The sequence below is a fragment of the uncultured Sulfitobacter sp. genome (assembly GCF_947502895.1).
In the GTDB taxonomy this organism is placed as follows: Bacteria; Pseudomonadota; Alphaproteobacteria; order Rhodobacterales; family Rhodobacteraceae; genus Sulfitobacter.
The window spans coordinates 1,270,855-1,287,597 of sequence record NZ_CANNBM010000001.1 but is presented as its reverse complement, the minus strand read 5'-3'; the positions used below and the strand labels follow the sequence as shown (position 1 = coordinate 1,287,597).

14 protein-coding genes are annotated in these 16,743 nt (G+C 54.9%); 9 read left to right on the top strand and 5 right to left on the bottom strand.

The window, feature by feature from the left end; all coding sequences use genetic code 11:
- Positions 1-66 precede the first annotated feature (66 nt).
- Both hrcA and Q0903_RS06315 read left to right on the top strand, forming a co-directional pair.
- A complete protein-coding gene (hrcA, locus tag Q0903_RS06320; protein ID WP_299026593.1) occupies positions 67-1,131 on the top strand; it encodes a heat-inducible transcriptional repressor HrcA in 1,065 nt (354 codons plus the stop codon).
- 9 nt (positions 1,132-1,140) lie between these two features.
- Complete coding sequence (locus Q0903_RS06315; protein ID WP_299026592.1) at positions 1,141-1,695, top strand: nucleotide exchange factor GrpE; 555 nt, start codon at positions 1,141-1,143, stop codon at positions 1,693-1,695.
- 30 nt (positions 1,696-1,725) lie between these two features.
- On the opposite strand, the gene mutS is transcribed toward Q0903_RS06315, so the two are convergent.
- Complete coding sequence (gene mutS, locus Q0903_RS06310; RefSeq protein WP_299413839.1) at positions 1,726-4,368, bottom strand: DNA mismatch repair protein MutS; 2,643 nt, start codon at positions 4,366-4,368, stop codon at positions 1,726-1,728.
- An 84-nt stretch (positions 4,369-4,452) separates the two neighbouring features.
- On the opposite strand from mutS, the gene Q0903_RS06305 reads away from it, so the two are divergent.
- The 3 genes from Q0903_RS06305 to Q0903_RS06295 are packed head-to-tail and all read left to right on the top strand — an operon-like array spanning position 4,453 to position 9,402.
- Complete coding sequence (locus Q0903_RS06305; RefSeq protein WP_299413836.1) at positions 4,453-6,216, top strand: glycosyltransferase family 61 protein; 1,764 nt, start codon at positions 4,453-4,455, stop codon at positions 6,214-6,216.
- Positions 6,217-6,275: 59 nt separating this feature from the next.
- Entirely contained in the window at positions 6,276-8,534 is a 2,259-nt protein-coding gene (locus Q0903_RS06300) for an NADP-dependent malic enzyme (protein ID WP_299413834.1), read from the top strand.
- A 1-nt stretch (position 8,535) separates the two neighbouring features.
- A complete protein-coding gene (locus Q0903_RS06295; protein WP_299413831.1) occupies positions 8,536-9,402 on the top strand; it encodes a ribokinase in 867 nt (288 codons plus the stop codon).
- Here the strand turns inward: Q0903_RS06295 and msrA are convergent.
- The gene (msrA, locus tag Q0903_RS06290) at positions 9,399-10,055 is read right to left on the bottom strand and encodes a peptide-methionine (S)-S-oxide reductase MsrA (RefSeq protein ID WP_299026578.1); all 657 of its coding nucleotides are present in this window, start codon (positions 10,053-10,055) and stop codon (positions 9,399-9,401) included. The two genes, Q0903_RS06295 and msrA, sit on opposite strands and share 4 nt — an antisense overlap.
- Before the next feature lie 148 nt (positions 10,056-10,203).
- Between msrA and Q0903_RS06285 the strand changes: the two genes are divergently transcribed.
- A complete protein-coding gene (locus Q0903_RS06285; RefSeq protein ID WP_299413828.1) occupies positions 10,204-10,899 on the top strand; it encodes an HAD family hydrolase in 696 nt (231 codons plus the stop codon).
- Positions 10,900-11,145: 246 nt separating this feature from the next.
- Here Q0903_RS06285 and Q0903_RS06280 read toward each other — a convergent pair whose 3' ends face one another.
- Positions 11,146-12,363: an argininosuccinate synthase gene (locus Q0903_RS06280; RefSeq protein ID WP_299026573.1), complete on the bottom strand. Its 1,218-nt coding sequence runs from the start codon at positions 12,361-12,363 to the stop codon at positions 11,146-11,148.
- Between the two features lie 129 nt (positions 12,364-12,492).
- Here Q0903_RS06280 and ilvA point away from each other — a divergent pair, with 129 nt between their 5' ends.
- On the top strand, positions 12,493-13,725 hold the full coding sequence (gene ilvA / locus Q0903_RS06275; RefSeq protein WP_299413826.1) for a threonine ammonia-lyase IlvA: 1,233 nt from the start codon (positions 12,493-12,495) through the stop codon (positions 13,723-13,725).
- A gap of 9 nt (positions 13,726-13,734) precedes the next feature.
- Positions 13,735-14,541 (top strand): SDR family NAD(P)-dependent oxidoreductase, encoded by an 807-nt coding sequence (locus tag Q0903_RS06270; RefSeq protein ID WP_299413823.1) that lies wholly within the window; start codon positions 13,735-13,737, stop codon positions 14,539-14,541.
- Here Q0903_RS06270 and Q0903_RS06265 read toward each other — a convergent pair.
- Entirely contained in the window at positions 14,538-14,870 is a 333-nt protein-coding gene (locus Q0903_RS06265) for an Hpt domain-containing protein (protein ID WP_299413821.1), read from the bottom strand. The genes Q0903_RS06270 and Q0903_RS06265 overlap by 4 nt on opposite strands.
- A 132-nt stretch (positions 14,871-15,002) precedes the next feature.
- Between Q0903_RS06265 and Q0903_RS06260 the strand changes: the two genes are divergently transcribed.
- Positions 15,003-16,283 carry a SpoIIE family protein phosphatase gene (locus Q0903_RS06260; protein ID WP_299413818.1) on the top strand — a complete coding sequence of 427 codons (1,281 nt, stop codon included), beginning with the start codon at positions 15,003-15,005 and terminating at the stop codon, positions 16,281-16,283.
- On the opposite strand, the gene Q0903_RS06255 is transcribed toward Q0903_RS06260, so the two are convergent.
- The gene (locus Q0903_RS06255) at positions 16,262-16,708 is read right to left on the bottom strand and encodes an NUDIX domain-containing protein (RefSeq protein ID WP_299413815.1); all 447 of its coding nucleotides are present in this window, start codon (positions 16,706-16,708) and stop codon (positions 16,262-16,264) included. The two genes, Q0903_RS06260 and Q0903_RS06255, sit on opposite strands and share 22 nt — an antisense overlap.
- Between the last annotated feature and the right edge of the window lie 35 nt (positions 16,709-16,743).

Here is a 16,743-nt window from a genome sequence, read left to right as displayed (position 1 = left end):
TGATTTCCTCTCTCGATACCTGTCCCTCCCTTGCAGATGCAACCCCCGCGCCCTTAATGTGACGGTATGACAGACACATCAGGCATACTGCAGGAAATGAATGATCGTTCACGCGAGGTTTTCCGCCGTGTGGTCGAAGGGTATCTGGCAAACGGTGATCCTGTCGGATCTCGCACGCTGACACGGGATTTCAGCGAGAAGGTCAGTGCCGCGACCATTCGTAATGTGATGCAGGATCTTGAGTACCTCGGTCTGCTGGACAGCCCCCACGTAAGCGCAGGTCGTATTCCGACCCAGCTGGGGCTTCGCATGTTTGTCGATGGTCTGCTGGAGGTCGGTAACCCCGACGATGGCGACCGCGCCCAGATTGATGCGACGATGGGCCGTAACGCGGATGATGTCTCGGGCATGCTTGACCGTTTGGGCACAGCATTGTCGGGCGTTACGCATGGTGCATCGCTGGTTCTGGCCCCGAAACACGAGGCGCCGATCAAACATATCGAATTTGTATCGCTGTCACATGATCGCGCTTTGGCCGTACTTGTATTTTCGGACGGTCATGTGGAAAACCGCCTGTTCGCGCCCCCCGCAGGGCAAACCCCCAGCTCCATGCGCGAGGCCGCGAATTTTCTGAATTCTCTGGTTGAGGGTAAAACGCTCAGCGAGCTAACGCGCACAATCAAAACCGAGATGGGTAGACGCCGCCAAGAGATTGACGCTTTGGCTGCTGAACTGGTGGAAAGCGGTTTGGTGATTTGGGAAAGTGGGGAAGGGCATCCGGAGCGTTTGATCGTGCGCGGCCGTGCAAACCTTCTCACTGACAGCGGTGAGGCGCAGGATTTGGAGAAGGTCCGAAGCCTGTTTGATGACCTTGAGCGCAAGCGTGACATCGCCGATTTCCTCGAATTGGCCGAAGATGGCGATGGTGTGCGCATTTTTATTGGTTCAGAGAACAAACTTTTCTCACTTTCGGGTTCCTCTTTGGTGGTTTCCCCATATATGAACTCTGATCGTAAGATTATTGGTGCAGTGGGCGTAATCGGCCCGACGCGCCTGAACTATGGACGTATCGTGCCGATTGTGAACTACACGGCACAACTGGTTGGAAAGCTGATTTCCGACCGGAGTTAGAGGTGGAAAATGGCAGACCCGAACGATTTTTTGGATGATCCCGAAGCGGCAGAGGCGGAAGCCTATGCAAGCGAGATGGAAGAGATTGATGAAGGCGAATTGGCCCTCGAAGAAGTAATTCAGGAGCGGGACCAGTACAAAGACCGCTTTATGCGTGCGCTGGCCGATGCCGAGAACGCCCGCAAACGGTCTGAAAAGGACCGCCGCGAGGCCGAGAACTACGGCGGCTCAAAACTTGCCCGTGACATGTTGTCGGTTTACGACAATATGAAACGCGCGTTGGAAGCAGCCACCGAAGAGCAACGGACAATCTCTGGTCCGCTTCTGGAAGGTATTGAGCTTACCATGCGCGAACTGCTGTCGGTTTTCAAAAAGCATGGAATTACGCCGATTGAGCCACAAGTAGGGGATCGTTTTGATCCCAAGTTGCATCAAGCGATGTTTGAAGCACCTGTGCCAGACACCCGTGCGGGTGACATTATTCAGGTCGCAGCTGAAGGGTTTATGCTGCATGACCGGTTATTGCGACCAGCGCAGGTCGGCGTGTCATCTACACCTGGTTGAGCGCAAGCAATCATTCGTTACGAGAGGCGGTCATTCTTTGGCCGCCTCTTTCAGTTTATAGATGAGGTCTAATGCCTCTCGCGGCGTTAGCTCATCTGGCAAGATATCACCCATCATCATTTCCACGGCGGAATTTCTTACGGCGGGCGGTGGTGGTGTTGGTGTGGTTGAGAATAATGGTAGATCATCGATCAGGGTTTTCTGTGTTGCACCACCTTCGCGTTCGCCCTTCTCCAACGCCTCCAACACAATACGGGCACGGGCGATAACGGCCGCAGGCAGCCCTGCGAGTTGGGCAACTTGCACCCCATAAGACCGGTCCGCCGCGCCCTTCTTGACCTCATGCAAAAAGATCACGTCGCCCTCCCATTCTTTTACCGTGACAGTGGCGTTATCGACCCCGTCCAGTTTTGCAGCGAGTGCAGTCATTTCGTGGTAGTGGGTGGCGAACAGCGCACGAGACCGGTTCACGTCATGCAGATGTTCCAGCGTGGCCCACGCAATCGACAGGCCGTCATATGTGGCTGTACCACGTCCGATTTCGTCCAGAATAATCAGCGCGCGGTCATCGGCTTGGTTCAGGATCGCGGCTGTCTCAACCATTTCAACCATAAAGGTTGATCGGCCACGGGCCAGATCGTCGGATGCGCCAACTCGGCTGAACAGCTGACTTACCATCCCGATATGCGCGTGCTGCGCAGGAACATAGCTGCCCATCTGCGCAATTAGCGCCATCAACGCATTCTGCCGAAGGTAAGTCGACTTGCCTGCCATATTCGGACCAGTGAGCAGCCAGATCGCGGCATCGGTATCCGCACTCAGATTACAATCATTAGCGACAAATGGCGCGCCCGACTGTTGTGCCAGCGCCCGTTCGACGACGGGATGTCGTCCGCCCTGAATATCAAAGGCACGAGAGGTATCAACAATGGGCCGTACCCAGTTTTCGGACTGGGCCAGATCGGCCAAGGCAGTGGCCAGATCAATCTCGGCCAAAGCTGCCGAGGTCGCTCCGATTTCGCCAGCATTGTCCAATATCGCCTGACGCAGAGACGCAAAAAGCTGCTTCTCCATTTCTACCGCATGATTGCCGGCATTCAGGATCTTTGTTTCAAGCTCGGACAGCTCCACAGTTGTGAACCTTACCTGATTGGCGGTAGTCTGACGGTGGATAAATGTCTCGGACAGCGGCGGCGACAGCATCTTTTCTGCGTGGGTTGCAGTGGTCTCGATGAAATAGCCCAGCACATTGTTGTGTTTGATTTTCAGAGACGAAATGCCTGTATCAGAGACGAACTGTGCCTGCATTGCAGCAACGACACTGCGCCCTTCGTCGCGGAGTTGTCGCACTTCGTCCAATTCCTCGCGGTAGCCTTGCGCAATGAAACCGCCATCGCGCGACAACAGTGGTGGTTCGGCTATTAGTGCATCATCCAGCAAGGCAATCAGATCATCGTGTCCCGCCAGCGCAGCAACCGACGTATTTAGCAGGGTTGGTAAATCATGATCTCCCAGCATATCGTTCAGCTGTGCCGCCTCAGACAGGCCATTACGGATCGAGGCCAGATCACGAGGGCCACCGCGATCAAGGGAAAGGCGTGACAACGCCCGCTCAAGATCGGGGACAGCGCGTAGACGTTCACGGATATCCTGCGCGATACGTGTGTTCTGTGCTGCGAAATCAATCGCATCGAGCCGATCGTGAACAGTCTCTAATACGCGTGATGGGCTAGAAATCCGCCGTTCCAGCAGGCGTGCACCACTTGCTGTCATTGTGCGGTCCATCACAGACAAAAGCGACCCTGCGCGCCCACCGGTTAGTGCATGGGTCAATTCGAGGTTTCGCCGTGTTGCAGCATCAATCTGAACGGTACGGGCTTCGGTTTCACGCACTGGTTTACGCAACAGGGGCAGGTTACCCTTTTGTGTCAGGTCGAGATATTCGATCAGCGCGCCCATGGCTGAGACTTCGGCGCGGTTGAACGTCCCGAATGCCTCAAGCGAAGCAACGCCGAATAATTTGCACATCCTCGCTTCACCGCCTGTGCTGTCAAAGCTTGCACGGGCCAGATTGGTTAGAGACAGCCCGAACTCAGTCTCTAACGAACGGTGTACAGACTCTTTTCCTTCAGCAACCAACAACTCTGATGGCGCGAGCCGTGCTAACTCCGGCCCTAGACGGACCAGCGGTACAGTCATGACATGAAACGCACCGGTCGAGATATCGACCCACGCCAACGCGTGGGTGTCGCGTACGTCGGCAAAGGCAGCCAGATAATTGTGTCGCCGCGCTTCAAGTAGAGACTCCTCGGTCAGGGTGCCGGGTGTGACCAGCCGCACGACGTCGCGTTTTACGATGGACTTATTGCCACGTTTCTTTGCCTCGGCGGGGCTTTCCATCTGTTCGCCCACAGCCACGCGAAATCCCTTGCGGATCAGGGTCAACAGATATCCTTCGGCTGCATGAACCGGAACTCCACACATGGGAATGTCCTGACCGTCATGTTTGCCGCGTTTGGTCAGCGCGATGTCCAGCGCTTCTGCGGCGGCTACGGCATCGTCAAAGAACATCTCATAGAAATCGCCCATGCGGTAGAACAGCAGCGCATCCGGATAGCCGGATTTAATCTCCAGATATTGGGCCATCATTGGTGTGGTTGTGCCTGCGCTCATATACATTTCCCCCGCATCCTTCGTCCTTACAAAACCACACTCCCCGAGGGAAGGGGGCGGGCCGTATGGACGGCGACATGCATTGTGTTAGAACATACAAAAGCCCCCATTTGTGAGAACCGCAAAACAGTGCGTAACAAGGTTGATCTTTCATCTGATCCTGATCTGCTGTTCCTCAATCCATGGCGGGACAAGGGGCTCAAATTACTTGAGCCGCCTTCGTTTGTCTGGCGCGAGGTGGGGGGTGCGTTGATTGACGGGTTTGCCGTCAGTGCGCATGCCCAGATCAATGCAAAAATCAGATCGGTCATCACGCATACAAAACGGCAAAAGCAATTCACTCGTACTGTCGAGATCAACACAGTGCCCGCGGTTCTGGAAGATGCCAGCTTTCGCAAATCGCACGTCATGGTCGGGGAAAGACTGGTGCTGTCAGGTGCTTCTGCTTCGCGACTTTTTAACGCTTACCGTTGGGAAAACGAGCAGGCCAACAGGCCGCCTACCGAAACTATTGATGCTTTTTTAGCAGTTTGCCGAAAGGAAAATGCAGGCCGGGACCTTGCTGTAGAAAATACCTTTATAGAGTCGGATCTGGATTTCGCGGTAGAGTGTCGCAATACCTTCAACTACTTCCATTTCATGACAGAGTCTCTGTGCCAGCTATGCGTTCTGGACAGTCTGGGATTTCAGGGAAACATCTATTTCCACTTTCCGAACCAGACAGACAAACACCGTAGCTTTGCCGATGCTTTTGTAGAGGCGTTGTTTCCCGAATACACAGGCCGTGTGTTTTTTGAGCGCGCGCCCAAGCACTATGATCTCGTTTTGTCAGCCTATGACTTGGTCGGCGCGATGGCCCAGATGCCAGAGGATTCTATTGAAGGCCTAAAAGGTTTCGCTCCAAAAGACAGCGCCGTTGGTAGTGTTGATTTCCAGCCTGTTCTGGCGATGAATTCAGTGACGACCGCGTTGCTCAGCCTTCGCAAACGGGCGTTGCGGGCGATAGAGGGGCGTGATTGCAGCCATCTTCCAAAGCGGGTTTTCATTGGCCGCAGTGAAACCCACAGCCGCAATCGGCCCCTAGACGGGCAAGACATGCTCATGGAGCATCTGCGGCCTTTGGGATTTAAGTACGCCGTTTTCGAAGATTTGCAGCCGTTGGATCAAATCGCGTTGATGGCGCATGCCGAAATGATGGTGTCGCCGCACGGCGCAGGGTTCACCAACATGATGTTTGCGGCACCTGATGCGTATGTGATCGAGCTTGGAACATTGCAAACAGCCCAGCACAGATGGGCTGACTTTTGGCCCATGGCGCATGCAGCGCAATGCCGCTACCTTAGCTTTTTCGCTGATTTTAGTACTGATAACCCCTTATTAGAGCCTGATTTTGGAATAGACGGGATCGTACCCACGGCGTTGTCTACAGTTGCTGTATCACAGATATCGACGTTCATCGCAGCCGTGTTGGGGCCTGTCCCTGCTGTCTCCAGTATCAAGAACCTCAACCTGTTGGGTAAGCGGACCCTGCGGGCAGGTGCGGTTGCCCAGACTATTGCCCTGTTGGACTATCACAACGATATGGTTCTCACCGATGGTGCGCTGTGTCTGCTGCGTGCGGATTGCCACAAAGCGCTGGACCAGCCGAAATCGGAACTGGTGGCCATTGATCAGGCTTATCACGCAGATCCAAAGCGGTGGCAGACCCTTGTGAGGATGATCTGGTGCGCCAACAGATGCGAGCGCCCCGAGGTGATACGATGGGCATTAACCCGCCTTGCCGCTGATTTTCCCGAGCGGCATGATACATTCGTCGCCAATCATGACTGGGTTCGTTTCGTCGCATGATTGTGCGGGCGGCTGGGTGACGTTATGACGGTGCAAACAAATGTTGAAAGTGCCAGTCCGTGACAAAAACCAAAGTAACTTCCGAAGAGGCTCTTGCCTTCCATCTTGAGCCAACCCCAGGCAAGTTTGAAATCACCGCGACAGTTCCGATGACCACGCAGCGCGATTTGTCGCTTGCTTATTCACCTGGTGTAGCTGTGCCGTGCGAAGCGATCGCGGCTAATCCGCAGCTGGCCTATGATTATACAAACAAGGGCAACCTCGTCGCCGTTATCTCCAATGGTACTGCTGTGCTGGGTCTCGGCAATTTGGGCGCGCTGGCCTCCAAACCGGTGATGGAGGGCAAAGCGGTTTTGTTCAAACGCTTTGCTGATGTGAATAGTATCGACATTGAACTGGACACCGAGGACACTGAGGCATTCATCAATGCGGTCAAGCTGATGGGCCCCACGTTCGGGGGTATTAACCTTGAGGACATCAAAGCGCCCGAGTGTTTCATAATCGAACAGCGCCTCAAGGAAGAGATGGACATCCCTGTCTTTCACGATGACCAGCACGGAACGGCCGTGATTTGCGCGGCTGGCCTGCTTAATGCGCTAAAAATCTCGGGCAAAAAGATTGAGGATGTCCGCATCGTTTTGAACGGTGCAGGGGCGGCGGGCATCGCCTGTCTCGAACTGCTAAAAGCAATGGGCGCGCGGCACAACAACTGCATCATGTGCGATACCAAGGGTGTGATTTATCAAGGCCGCACCGAGGGCATGAACCAGTGGAAATCTGCCCACGCCGCGAACACCGAGGCACGCAGCCTTGCCGATGCGATGAAGGGCGCAGATGTATTCTTGGGCGTGTCGGTCAAAGGCGCGGTTACGCCCGACATGGTGGCGAGCATGGCGGACTATCCCGTAATTTTCGCGATGGCCAACCCCGATCCTGAAATCACACCTGAGGAAGCGCACGCCGTGCGCGCGGATGCAATCGTGGCGACCGGCCGCAGCGATTACCCCAATCAGGTGAACAACGTGCTTGGCTTTCCTTACCTCTTTCGTGGTGCGCTGGATATCAATGCGCGTGCAATTAATGACGAGATGAAGATCGCTTGCGCCCATGCCCTCGCCAACCTCGCACGTGAAGATGTGCCAGATGAGGTCGCGCTGGCGTATGGAAAGAACCTCAGCTTTGGGCGGGATTATATCATTCCAACACCCTTTGACCCGCGTTTGATCCACACCATTCCGCCAGCCGTTGCCAAGGCTGGTATGGATACAGGCGCTGCCCGCCGCCCCATCATTGATATGGACGCCTACGAGCTGGGCCTGAAATCCCGTCTTGATCCCACCGCCAATATCATGCGCGGCATTAACGCCCGCGCACGTGCCAATCAGGCACGCATGATCTTTGCCGAAGGAGATGATCCCAAGGTACTGCGTGCTGCTGTCATGTATCAGCGTCAAGGTCTGGGTAAGGCGCTCGTTGTGGGCCGATCCGATGATGTGAAGGCAAAACTGGTGGCCGCTGGTCTGGAGGATGCAACGCGCGAGTTGGAAATCGTCAATGCAGCCAATACGCAGCATTTGGATCTTTATAAATCCTATCTCTACAAACGTCTTCAGCGGCGTGGTTTTGACGGCAAAGATATTCATCGCCTTGCCGCCACGGACCGTCATGTATTTGCGGCGCTTATGTTGGCACATGGTCATGGCGATGGTTTGGTTACGGGAGCGACGCGCAAATCGGCTCATATTCTGGAACGCATCAATCATGTCTTTGATGCCAACGCCAAAGGCGGTGCCGCAGGGATTACCGCTGTTCTTCACAAAGGACGTATCGTTCTGATCGGCGATACACTGGTGCATGAATGGCCTGACGATAATGATCTGGCCAACATTGCGGAGAGCGGCGCACGCGTTGCACGGCATCTGGGGCTGGAGCCACGTGTCGCGTTTGTCAGTTTTTCAACCTTTGGCTATCCCGTGTCGGAGCGGGCGGAAAAGATGCATCTCGCGCCAAATGTACTGGATGCGCGTGGCGTTGATTTTGAGTACGAGGGCGAGATGACTGTCGATGTTGCGATGAACATCGAAAGCCAGAAGAACTATCCGTTCTCGCGCCTCACTGGTCCTGCGAATATTCTGGTCGTGCCAGCGCGCCATTCAGCCAGCATTTCCGTAAAGCTGATGCAGGAGATGGCAGGTGCTACTGTGATCGGCCCCATTCTGACAGGCCTTGATCAGTCAATTCAAATTGCCTCATCGACTTCTACCACCAATGACATTCTCAACATGGCAATTCTTGCGGCCAGCAAGGTAGGCAGCTGATATGATCTGGAACCTCGGCTCGATCAACATCGACAATTTTTACGAGGTTCCGCATCTGCCAGCCGCGGGCGAAACACTGGCTGCGACCAGCTATGGGTTTGGTTTGGGTGGTAAGGGTGCCAATATGTCGGTTGCAGCGGCGCGTGCTGCTGCGCGGATCAGCCATATTGGTGCTGTCGGCGCCGATGGTCGTTGGACGCGCGACCGTTTGCTGGAATACGGCGTGGATACCCCGCATATTGCCCAGATCGAAATGCCGACGGGCCATGCGAATATTGTGGTCGAACGTGGCGGCGAGAACAGCATTGTCTTGTTCCAAGGCGCGAATGTTCACTTGACCGAAGCTATAATCGGCGGCGCTTTGACCGAAGCTTCGCCCGGTGATTTTCTGCTGATGCAGAACGAGACGAACGGGCAGGAGTACGCTGCCGCAACTGCCCAGTCGTTAGGTCTGCGTGTGGCTTATGCTGCGGCTCCGTTTGAGGCCTCTGCGATTGAACGGCTTTTGGGCCGTATTGATTTGCTTGTTTTGAACGAGGTGGAAGCATCGCAACTGGAGGCTGCAACAGGCAAAACCGTTGGTGCGCTAGGTGTGGCGGATGTGATTGTCACATTGGGCGCGCAGGGGTGCAAATGGGTCTCTAATATAGGCGAAAAGCACTTTGATGCCTATCCTGCCGATGCGGTTGATACGACAGGCGCAGGCGATACTTTCACGGGCTATCTGGTTGCAGGGCTTGATCGTGGGATGGATATGGTGACCGCGATTGATCTGGCGCTAAAGGCAGGCTCGCTGATGGTGATGCGGCGCGGAACAGCAGATGTGATCCCGGATCTCAAGGAAATCCAGGACCGTTTTGGCATCTAGCCGGCAAAGGGCGCTGCCGATCCCCACAGTTCTTTTACCCGCCGGTCACGTCCGCATGATTTGCGGTATGCCTTATAGGCGTTCGCTTTGCTCTTCGGGCCAAAGCGGGTCAGGATGATTTTGCTGCTTTTGGCGTAGTTCTGATGATAGGCGTCGGCAGGATAGAATTTTCCCGCAGACAGAATTGGCGTTACAACCTTTTTACCAAGATCAGCTTGCGCCTTGGTTTTTGCCTGCTCGGCTGCTGACATCTGACTGCCCGTGGCGAAAATCGCTGTGCGGTAGCTTGGTCCACGATCACAAAATTGTCCGCCCGCATCCGTTGGATCGACCGAACGAAAGAATAGATCCAGAAGCTGGCCTGCGCTGATAAGGGCAGGGTCAAAGGTGATTTGTACGGCCTCATAATGCCCGGTACCGCCCGCTGTGACCTGTTTGTATGTGGGGTTAGCCGTCTTTCCACCTGCAAACCCCGATACGGCGCCTTTCACACCTTTAACCTTTTCAAAATCGGCCTCAACGCACCAGAAACATCCCCCAGCAACGGTGAGCGTTTCGGTTCCCGCGGCAGATGAGGGTGATGCCTGTACAATTAGGCCTATGGCGATCAACCCTGCCAATGCGATGGTCTTGATGTTGTTAAGTATGCTCATGATGCGCTCCTTTTATCTTATGCTGACCCTGCACGCGCGGCTGCGCAACGGATGATTGAAATTCTCACGCGCTGGTGATTTGAGTTTACCCGTCCCGCGACCCTGCTAAGACTACGCCAACACAATATACCGATAAAGGATCCTGCCGATGCGTATTGCCATGTGGTCTGGCCCCCGCAACCTAAGCACGGCGATGATGTATTCGTTCGGCGCGCGCGGTGATTTTTCGGTTATGGACGAGCCGTTTTATGCCCCGTATCTGCACGTTACCGGCGCGGATCACCCAATGGCGGCACAGATCATCGCAACCCATGAGACTGATCCGCACCGCATTGCCGACACCTGTGGAGGTAGCGGCACACCGCACCTCTATATGAAACATATGCCCCACCACATGCTGGATGGATTTCCTATGGATTGGGCGGGTGATTGTGTGAATGTTCATCTGATCCGCCACCCTGCGAGGGTTATTGCAAGCTACGCTGCGAAACGTGAATCGCCCACACTGGAGGATATAGGGTTTGTGCAGCAAACCGAGGTGTTTGATCGTTTGGGTGGGGTCGTGATTGATAGCACCGATATACGCGCGAATCCTGAGCTGATGCTCAAGAAACTATGTGATGCTATCGGTTTGTCGTTTGACCGCGCGATGTTGCAGTGGCCTGTGGGACCGCACCCTGATGATGGCATCTGGGCCGCGCATTGGTACGGTGCAGTGCATAAAAGCACAGGTTTTGCAGGTGTCGAAGGACCGTTACCCGATGTGCCAGATGTATTGAAACCCGTGCTTGAGGCCGCCTTGCCTTACTATCAGGGGTTACATCAACGCCGCCTTTCCCCGTGAACCACATAAAATCGCTGATACATGTTCAGCGTTCGTAAATGGTATCTGAGTTACCAGTAGCGGTGTAGCCGTTCTTTTCGGTTGAGTAACGAGTAGGCGACCCGAACAGTCATCCGTTCGGGTCGTTCGTGGTTTTTAGCGAGTGAAATTAGAACCTGTTAAAGTGTTCGGTCTGGTGTTGGATGGCACTTCTCATAAGCCCCTGCTCAAGATCACCTGAGCAGGGGCTTTGAGGTATCTTTCAGCTTACTTAAACCGCTTGTCGCGGGCTGCCAACAATTTGAGACGCAGCGCGTTCAACTGGATAAAGCCAGCGGCATCCTTTTGATCGTATGCCCCTGCATCGTCCTCGAATGTGACATGTGCTTCGGAATAAAGGCTGTGATCAGACCAGCGGCCAACGGTGCGCACGTGGCCTTTGTACAGCTTCAGACGCACGGTTCCTGTAACATGGGTCTGGCTGGCGTCGATGGCGGCTTGTAGCATTGTACGCTCGGGCGAATACCAAAAGCCGTTATAGATCAGTTCGGCGTATTGCGGCATCAGCTGGTCTTTGAGGTGCATTGCGCCACGGTCCAGTGTGATTGATTCAATAGCGCGGTGTGCCTCCAGCAGCAGCGTACCGCCCGGTGTCTCATAAATGCCGCGTGATTTCATTCCGACAAAACGGCCCTCGACCAGATCAAGACGACCACAGCCATGTTTGCCGCCCAATTCATTCAGCTTGGTCAGTAATTCGGCAGGGGAAAGCTGTTCGCCGTTCACGGAAACCGCATCACCCGCTTCAAATCCGACCTCGATATATTCGGGCGCATCAGGCGCATCTTCGGGATTTACGGTGCGCTGATAAACATAGTCAGGCGCGTCTACAGCGGGGTCTTCCAGAACCAGCCCTTCAGAGGATGTGTGCAGCAGGTTGGCATCCACAGAAAACGGCGCTTCGCCGCGCTTGTCTTTGGCAATGGGGATCTGGTGGGCTTCGGCGAATTCCAACAGTTTGGTGCGACTGCTCAAATCCCACTCACGCCACGGGGCGATCACTTTGATGTCTGGGTCCAGCGCGTATGCTGCCAACTCAAACCGGACCTGATCGTTGCCCTTGCCTGTGGCACCGTGGGCTACAGCATCCGCGCCTGTCTCGTGTGCGATTTCTACGAGACGTTTTGAAATCAGCGGGCGCGCGATGGACGTGCCCAGCAGATATAGCCCTTCGTACACAGCATTGGCGCGGAACATCGGGAATACAAAATCACGCACAAACTCTTCGCGCACATCTTCGATATAGATTTCGGAGGCACCCATCATCTCTGCTTTGGCGCGGGCTGGTTCCAGCTCTTCTCCCTGACCCAGATCGGCAGTGAAGGTCACAACCTCACAACCGTATTCGGTTTGCAGCCATTTGAGGATGATCGAGGTATCGAGGCCACCGGAATAGGCGAGCACAACTTTCTTGGGCGCGGACATGATCTCTTCCTTGTTCGAGTTACGCGGGTGGCCTAGCGGGTTTTCTGCGCCACAGCAAGCGAGATGGGTTTATTGACGCAGGTGATGTAGGGACATATCCAAGACCTCTGAAACAAAGGGCGGCGAGATATGAGCGAAGATTTCCAAATGGGCGCAATCGCAGCCACCCGTGCGATGCGGGCTGTGTTCCCCGCCACACCCCTGCTGAAAAACGAGCATTTGTCCGAGCGTTACGGCGCCGAGATTTATCTTAAGCGCGAAGACCTGAGCCCTGTGCGATCGTACAAGTTGCGCGGTGCGTTCAACGCCATGCGCAAGTTGATCCCCGAGCATCGCGTTTTTGTTTGCGCATCGGCTGGCAATCACGCGCAGGGTGTTGCGTTTATGTGTAGTCATTTTGGCGTCCGTGGTGTGATCTATATGCCGGTAACGACGCCCCAGCAGAAAATCCAGAAAACCAAGATGTTCGGCGGCAGCAATATCGAGGTGCGCTTGGTGGGCGACTATTTTGATAAAACTTTGGGTGCTGCTCAGGCGTTTTGTGCAGAGGAGGGCGCTTACTTCCTCTCTCCTTTTGACGACGACAATGTGATCGAGGGTCAAGCCTCTGTCGCGGTAGAGATTGAAGATCAATTGGGCCGCGTGCCGGATCACATCATCCTACCTGTGGGGGGTGGCGGCCTGTCTGCGGGCACGCGTGCGTTTTTCGGGGATCGGTGCCGTTACACATATGTCGAGCCTACGGGTGCGCCCAGTCTTGCCAGCGCGTTGGACAATGGCGCGCCGACTGATGTTTCGCCCATCAACAGCTTTGTAGATGGTGCGGCAGTGGCAAAACTGGGCGCGCGCACGTTCGAAAGGCTCAAAGACGCGCGGCGCGAAGACGTGATAAATCTGAGTGAAGACCGCATATGTGTGAGCATAATCGAAATGCTCAACGTTGAAGGCATCGTGTTGGAACCCGCAGGTGCGCTGAGCATCGAGGCGCTGGGCGAGGTGGCAGACCAGATCAAAGGTAAGACGGTTGTCTGTGTCGCTTCTGGCGGCAATTTCGATTTTGAGCGGCTGCCAGAAGTGAAGGAGCGTGCGCAGCGGTATTCGGGTCTGAAGAAGTACTTTATTCTTCGGATGCCCCAGCGCCCTGGTGCGCTCAAGGAATTCCTGAGCATCCTTGGCCCCGATGATGACATCTGTCGTTTTGAGTACCTTAAGAAATCGGCACGCAACTTCGGCTCGGTCCTGATCGGGATCGAGACGTTGAACCCAGATACATTCCCGCGCTTCCTGTCCCAGCTTGATGACGCAGGGTTCACCTATACAGATATCACCAATGATGAGACGCTTGCCCAATTCGTAATCTAGGGAGCGATCATGGATATTGCAGGTAAATCGGTTGTTGTGACGGGCGGGGCCAGCGGTATTGGTGCGGCACTGGCCCGACATGCGGCGCAGGCGGGTGCCAAAGTATGTATTGCCGATCTGAATATGGATTTGGCTAAGTCTGTCGCAGACGAGATTGGCGGCATCGCTACGGCTTGTGATGTTACCCAGGAATCCCAGATTATCGCAGCGATAGCTGCGGCGGAGGCGGCGCATGGCCCTGTGGATGTATTTGTCTCTAACGCGGGGTTGGGGCGCGGTGATCCTTCTCACGCTGCCTCGGCCTCTGATGCGGATTGGATGCTGAACTGGAATGTTCATGTGATGGCCCACGTTTGGGCAGCGCGAGCGTTGTTGCCTGCGATGATCGCACGTGGGTCGGGGCATTTTGTGAACGTCGCCTCGGCTGCGGGTCTGCTCAACCAGATCGGCGATGCGGCCTATTCCGCTACCAAACACGCCGCTGTCAGCTTTGCCGAGTCGCTGCTGATCACGCATGGCGATGACGGCATCGGCGTATCTGTTGTTTGCCCTCAATACGTGGCGACACCGCTGCTGGGACTGGGCGACGCCGATGCGCAAGGTAATTTGCTGACCGCGTCAGATGTGGCGCAAGCAGTCTGGCGTGGCGTGGCCGATGGAGCATTTGTTATTCTGCCACATCCTGACGTGGGCAAATACAACGCCCTGCGCGGTGCTGACCCTGCGCGCTGGATCAAAGGCATGCAGATGTTGCGCGCCAAAGCACTGTCCGAGCATGGCAGTATCAGTGTCGAAAGCTTTTACAAACTGGTCTAGGCCGCTTTGCCGTTTTCCAGCCCGTTCAGAAATGTGGTTTTACTGGCGTCATAGCAGGCAAGGATCGGGGGCAGGTCAACCGTATCCGCCGCGCCATTTGCTGCGGCGGTTTCGCCCAGCTGACACATCTGCGCAAACTCCTTGAACCCCAGATTAAGCGCACTGCCTTTGAGTGCGTGCAGATCAGCGCCAAGAGTTTCAACCTTCGGGGTGGTGCGCAGCGTTTCGATCATCTCTGAAACCTCTTCAATGAAGAGTTCGACCACATCGGGAAAGTCTTCCTCGCCGATTTCGTCGCGCAGCGTCTTGATCCTGTTCCAATCTATCATGTCAACCTCCTTGGGTCAGCATGCGATAGCGTGGAATCATTAATCGCTGGTAAGCAGTCGCGGGGTTTACGCTTCATCCCCTGTTAAGACGTGACGGGTATGCAGTGGCGCAGTGTACGTTGTGAAAGTTTTATGTCTATTGGTCCCCCAAATACTGCATCTGTTTCCAGTGTACCGCGCGGCGGTGCCATCCGGCATGTATTGGTCGTGGACGATAGTAAGCTGCAGCGCAAACTTCTGACTCTTGCACTCAAACGGTGGGGCTTTGATGTGGTTGAGGCTGAATCTGGCGAAGAAGCCTTGGAATTAGCCGTCATTCAAAAACCTGATCTAGTCCTCAGCGACTGGATGATGCCGGGAATGAGCGGGCTGGAGCTTTGCCAACGCTTTAGGGAGATGGATGGCGAGGATTACAGCTATTTTATCCTCCTCACCTCCAAAAGCGAGAAAGAAGAAGTGGCGCTTGGCCTTGATAGTGGCGCGGATGATTTCCTGACCAAACCTGTCGATAGCAATGAACTGCGCGCACGCATCACAGCAGGTGAGCGTATCGTTGAGATGCAGCGATCTATGGCGCAGGCCAACCGCCAGCTGAGCGAAACACTTGGCGAGCTTCAGCAGTTATATGACAATATCGACAGTGATTTACAGGAGGCGAAAAAGCTCCAGCAATCGCTGGTCAAAGAGCGGTTTCGCGCCTTGCCTGTGGGTGATTTGTCGCTGCTCTTGCGATCTTCTGGCCATGTAGGTGGTGATCTTGTCGGGTTTTTTGAGGCAGGTCCGCAATATATCGGGCTTTATGCGCTGGATGTTTCAGGCCACGGCATCAGTTCTGCGTTGATGACGGCGCGGCTGGCGGGCTATCTGTCCAGCGCCGCACCGGACCAGAATGTTGCATTGCACAAAAACGATCTGGGGGAGTATGTGCCGCGCTCGCCTGATGAGGTGGTCGCAGCCCTGAATGATCTCGTTCTCGACGAAATGGAGACAGAGCATTACTTTACTCTGTTGCTTGGGTTCGTGGAATTGGCGACAGGCCATATTGTCATGTCACAGGCGGGGCATCCACACCCCGCAGTGCAACGTGCGACGGGCGAAATACAACAAACTGGCCCTGGTGGCTTTCCGGTGGGCTTGTTGTCAGGCATCGGGTTTGAGCGGTTTGAGCTGACCCTGAACCGTGGCGATCGAATCCTTATCCTTTCGGACGGGGTAACTGAATGTCCTGGTCCTGATGGTGATATGTTGGGGGAGGAAGGGCTAACAGCATTAATGCATGATCTGGCCGATATGCGCGGCCCTGCTTTTCTTGAGGCATTGATATGGCGGCTTACCGAATTTAACGGCAGCGAGGATTTCCCCGATGATGTCTCTGCGATTTTGTTCGAATATCAGGGTCTGGATGCAACATAGCGTTCGAGGAAGCCACGCCCGCCGTCACAACCCAAGGCAGCAATTGCATCATCGGTATCAAGAATCAGTGTCTCGTGGTGGGGCTCGGTCGGGGCCTGTATTTGCCGCGCTGGATGCGCCACATAGATATGGCAGAGCTTTTCTGCCCAAAGGTCATACTCCGGCATGAAAACATACCGTCGGAACGCGCCAAGACGCAGGGGCTGCGCGATCGACCAGCCGATTTCCTCTTTTACCTCGCGGTAGAGCGCTTGTAGCGGGCTTTCGCCGGGGTCAATCCCGCCGCCAGGCAGCTGGATATCGATCACATCCTCAACATCTGCAGTCAAAAGAAAGCGCCGTCCGATAGGTAAAATGACATAAGCACCAGGGCGCATTGTATAGCGTTGTCCGCGCTTTGGCACTTCTCCCATACGTCTGATCATGATTGCCCCCTTTTGGTCATGGCTTGCCCGCCCTA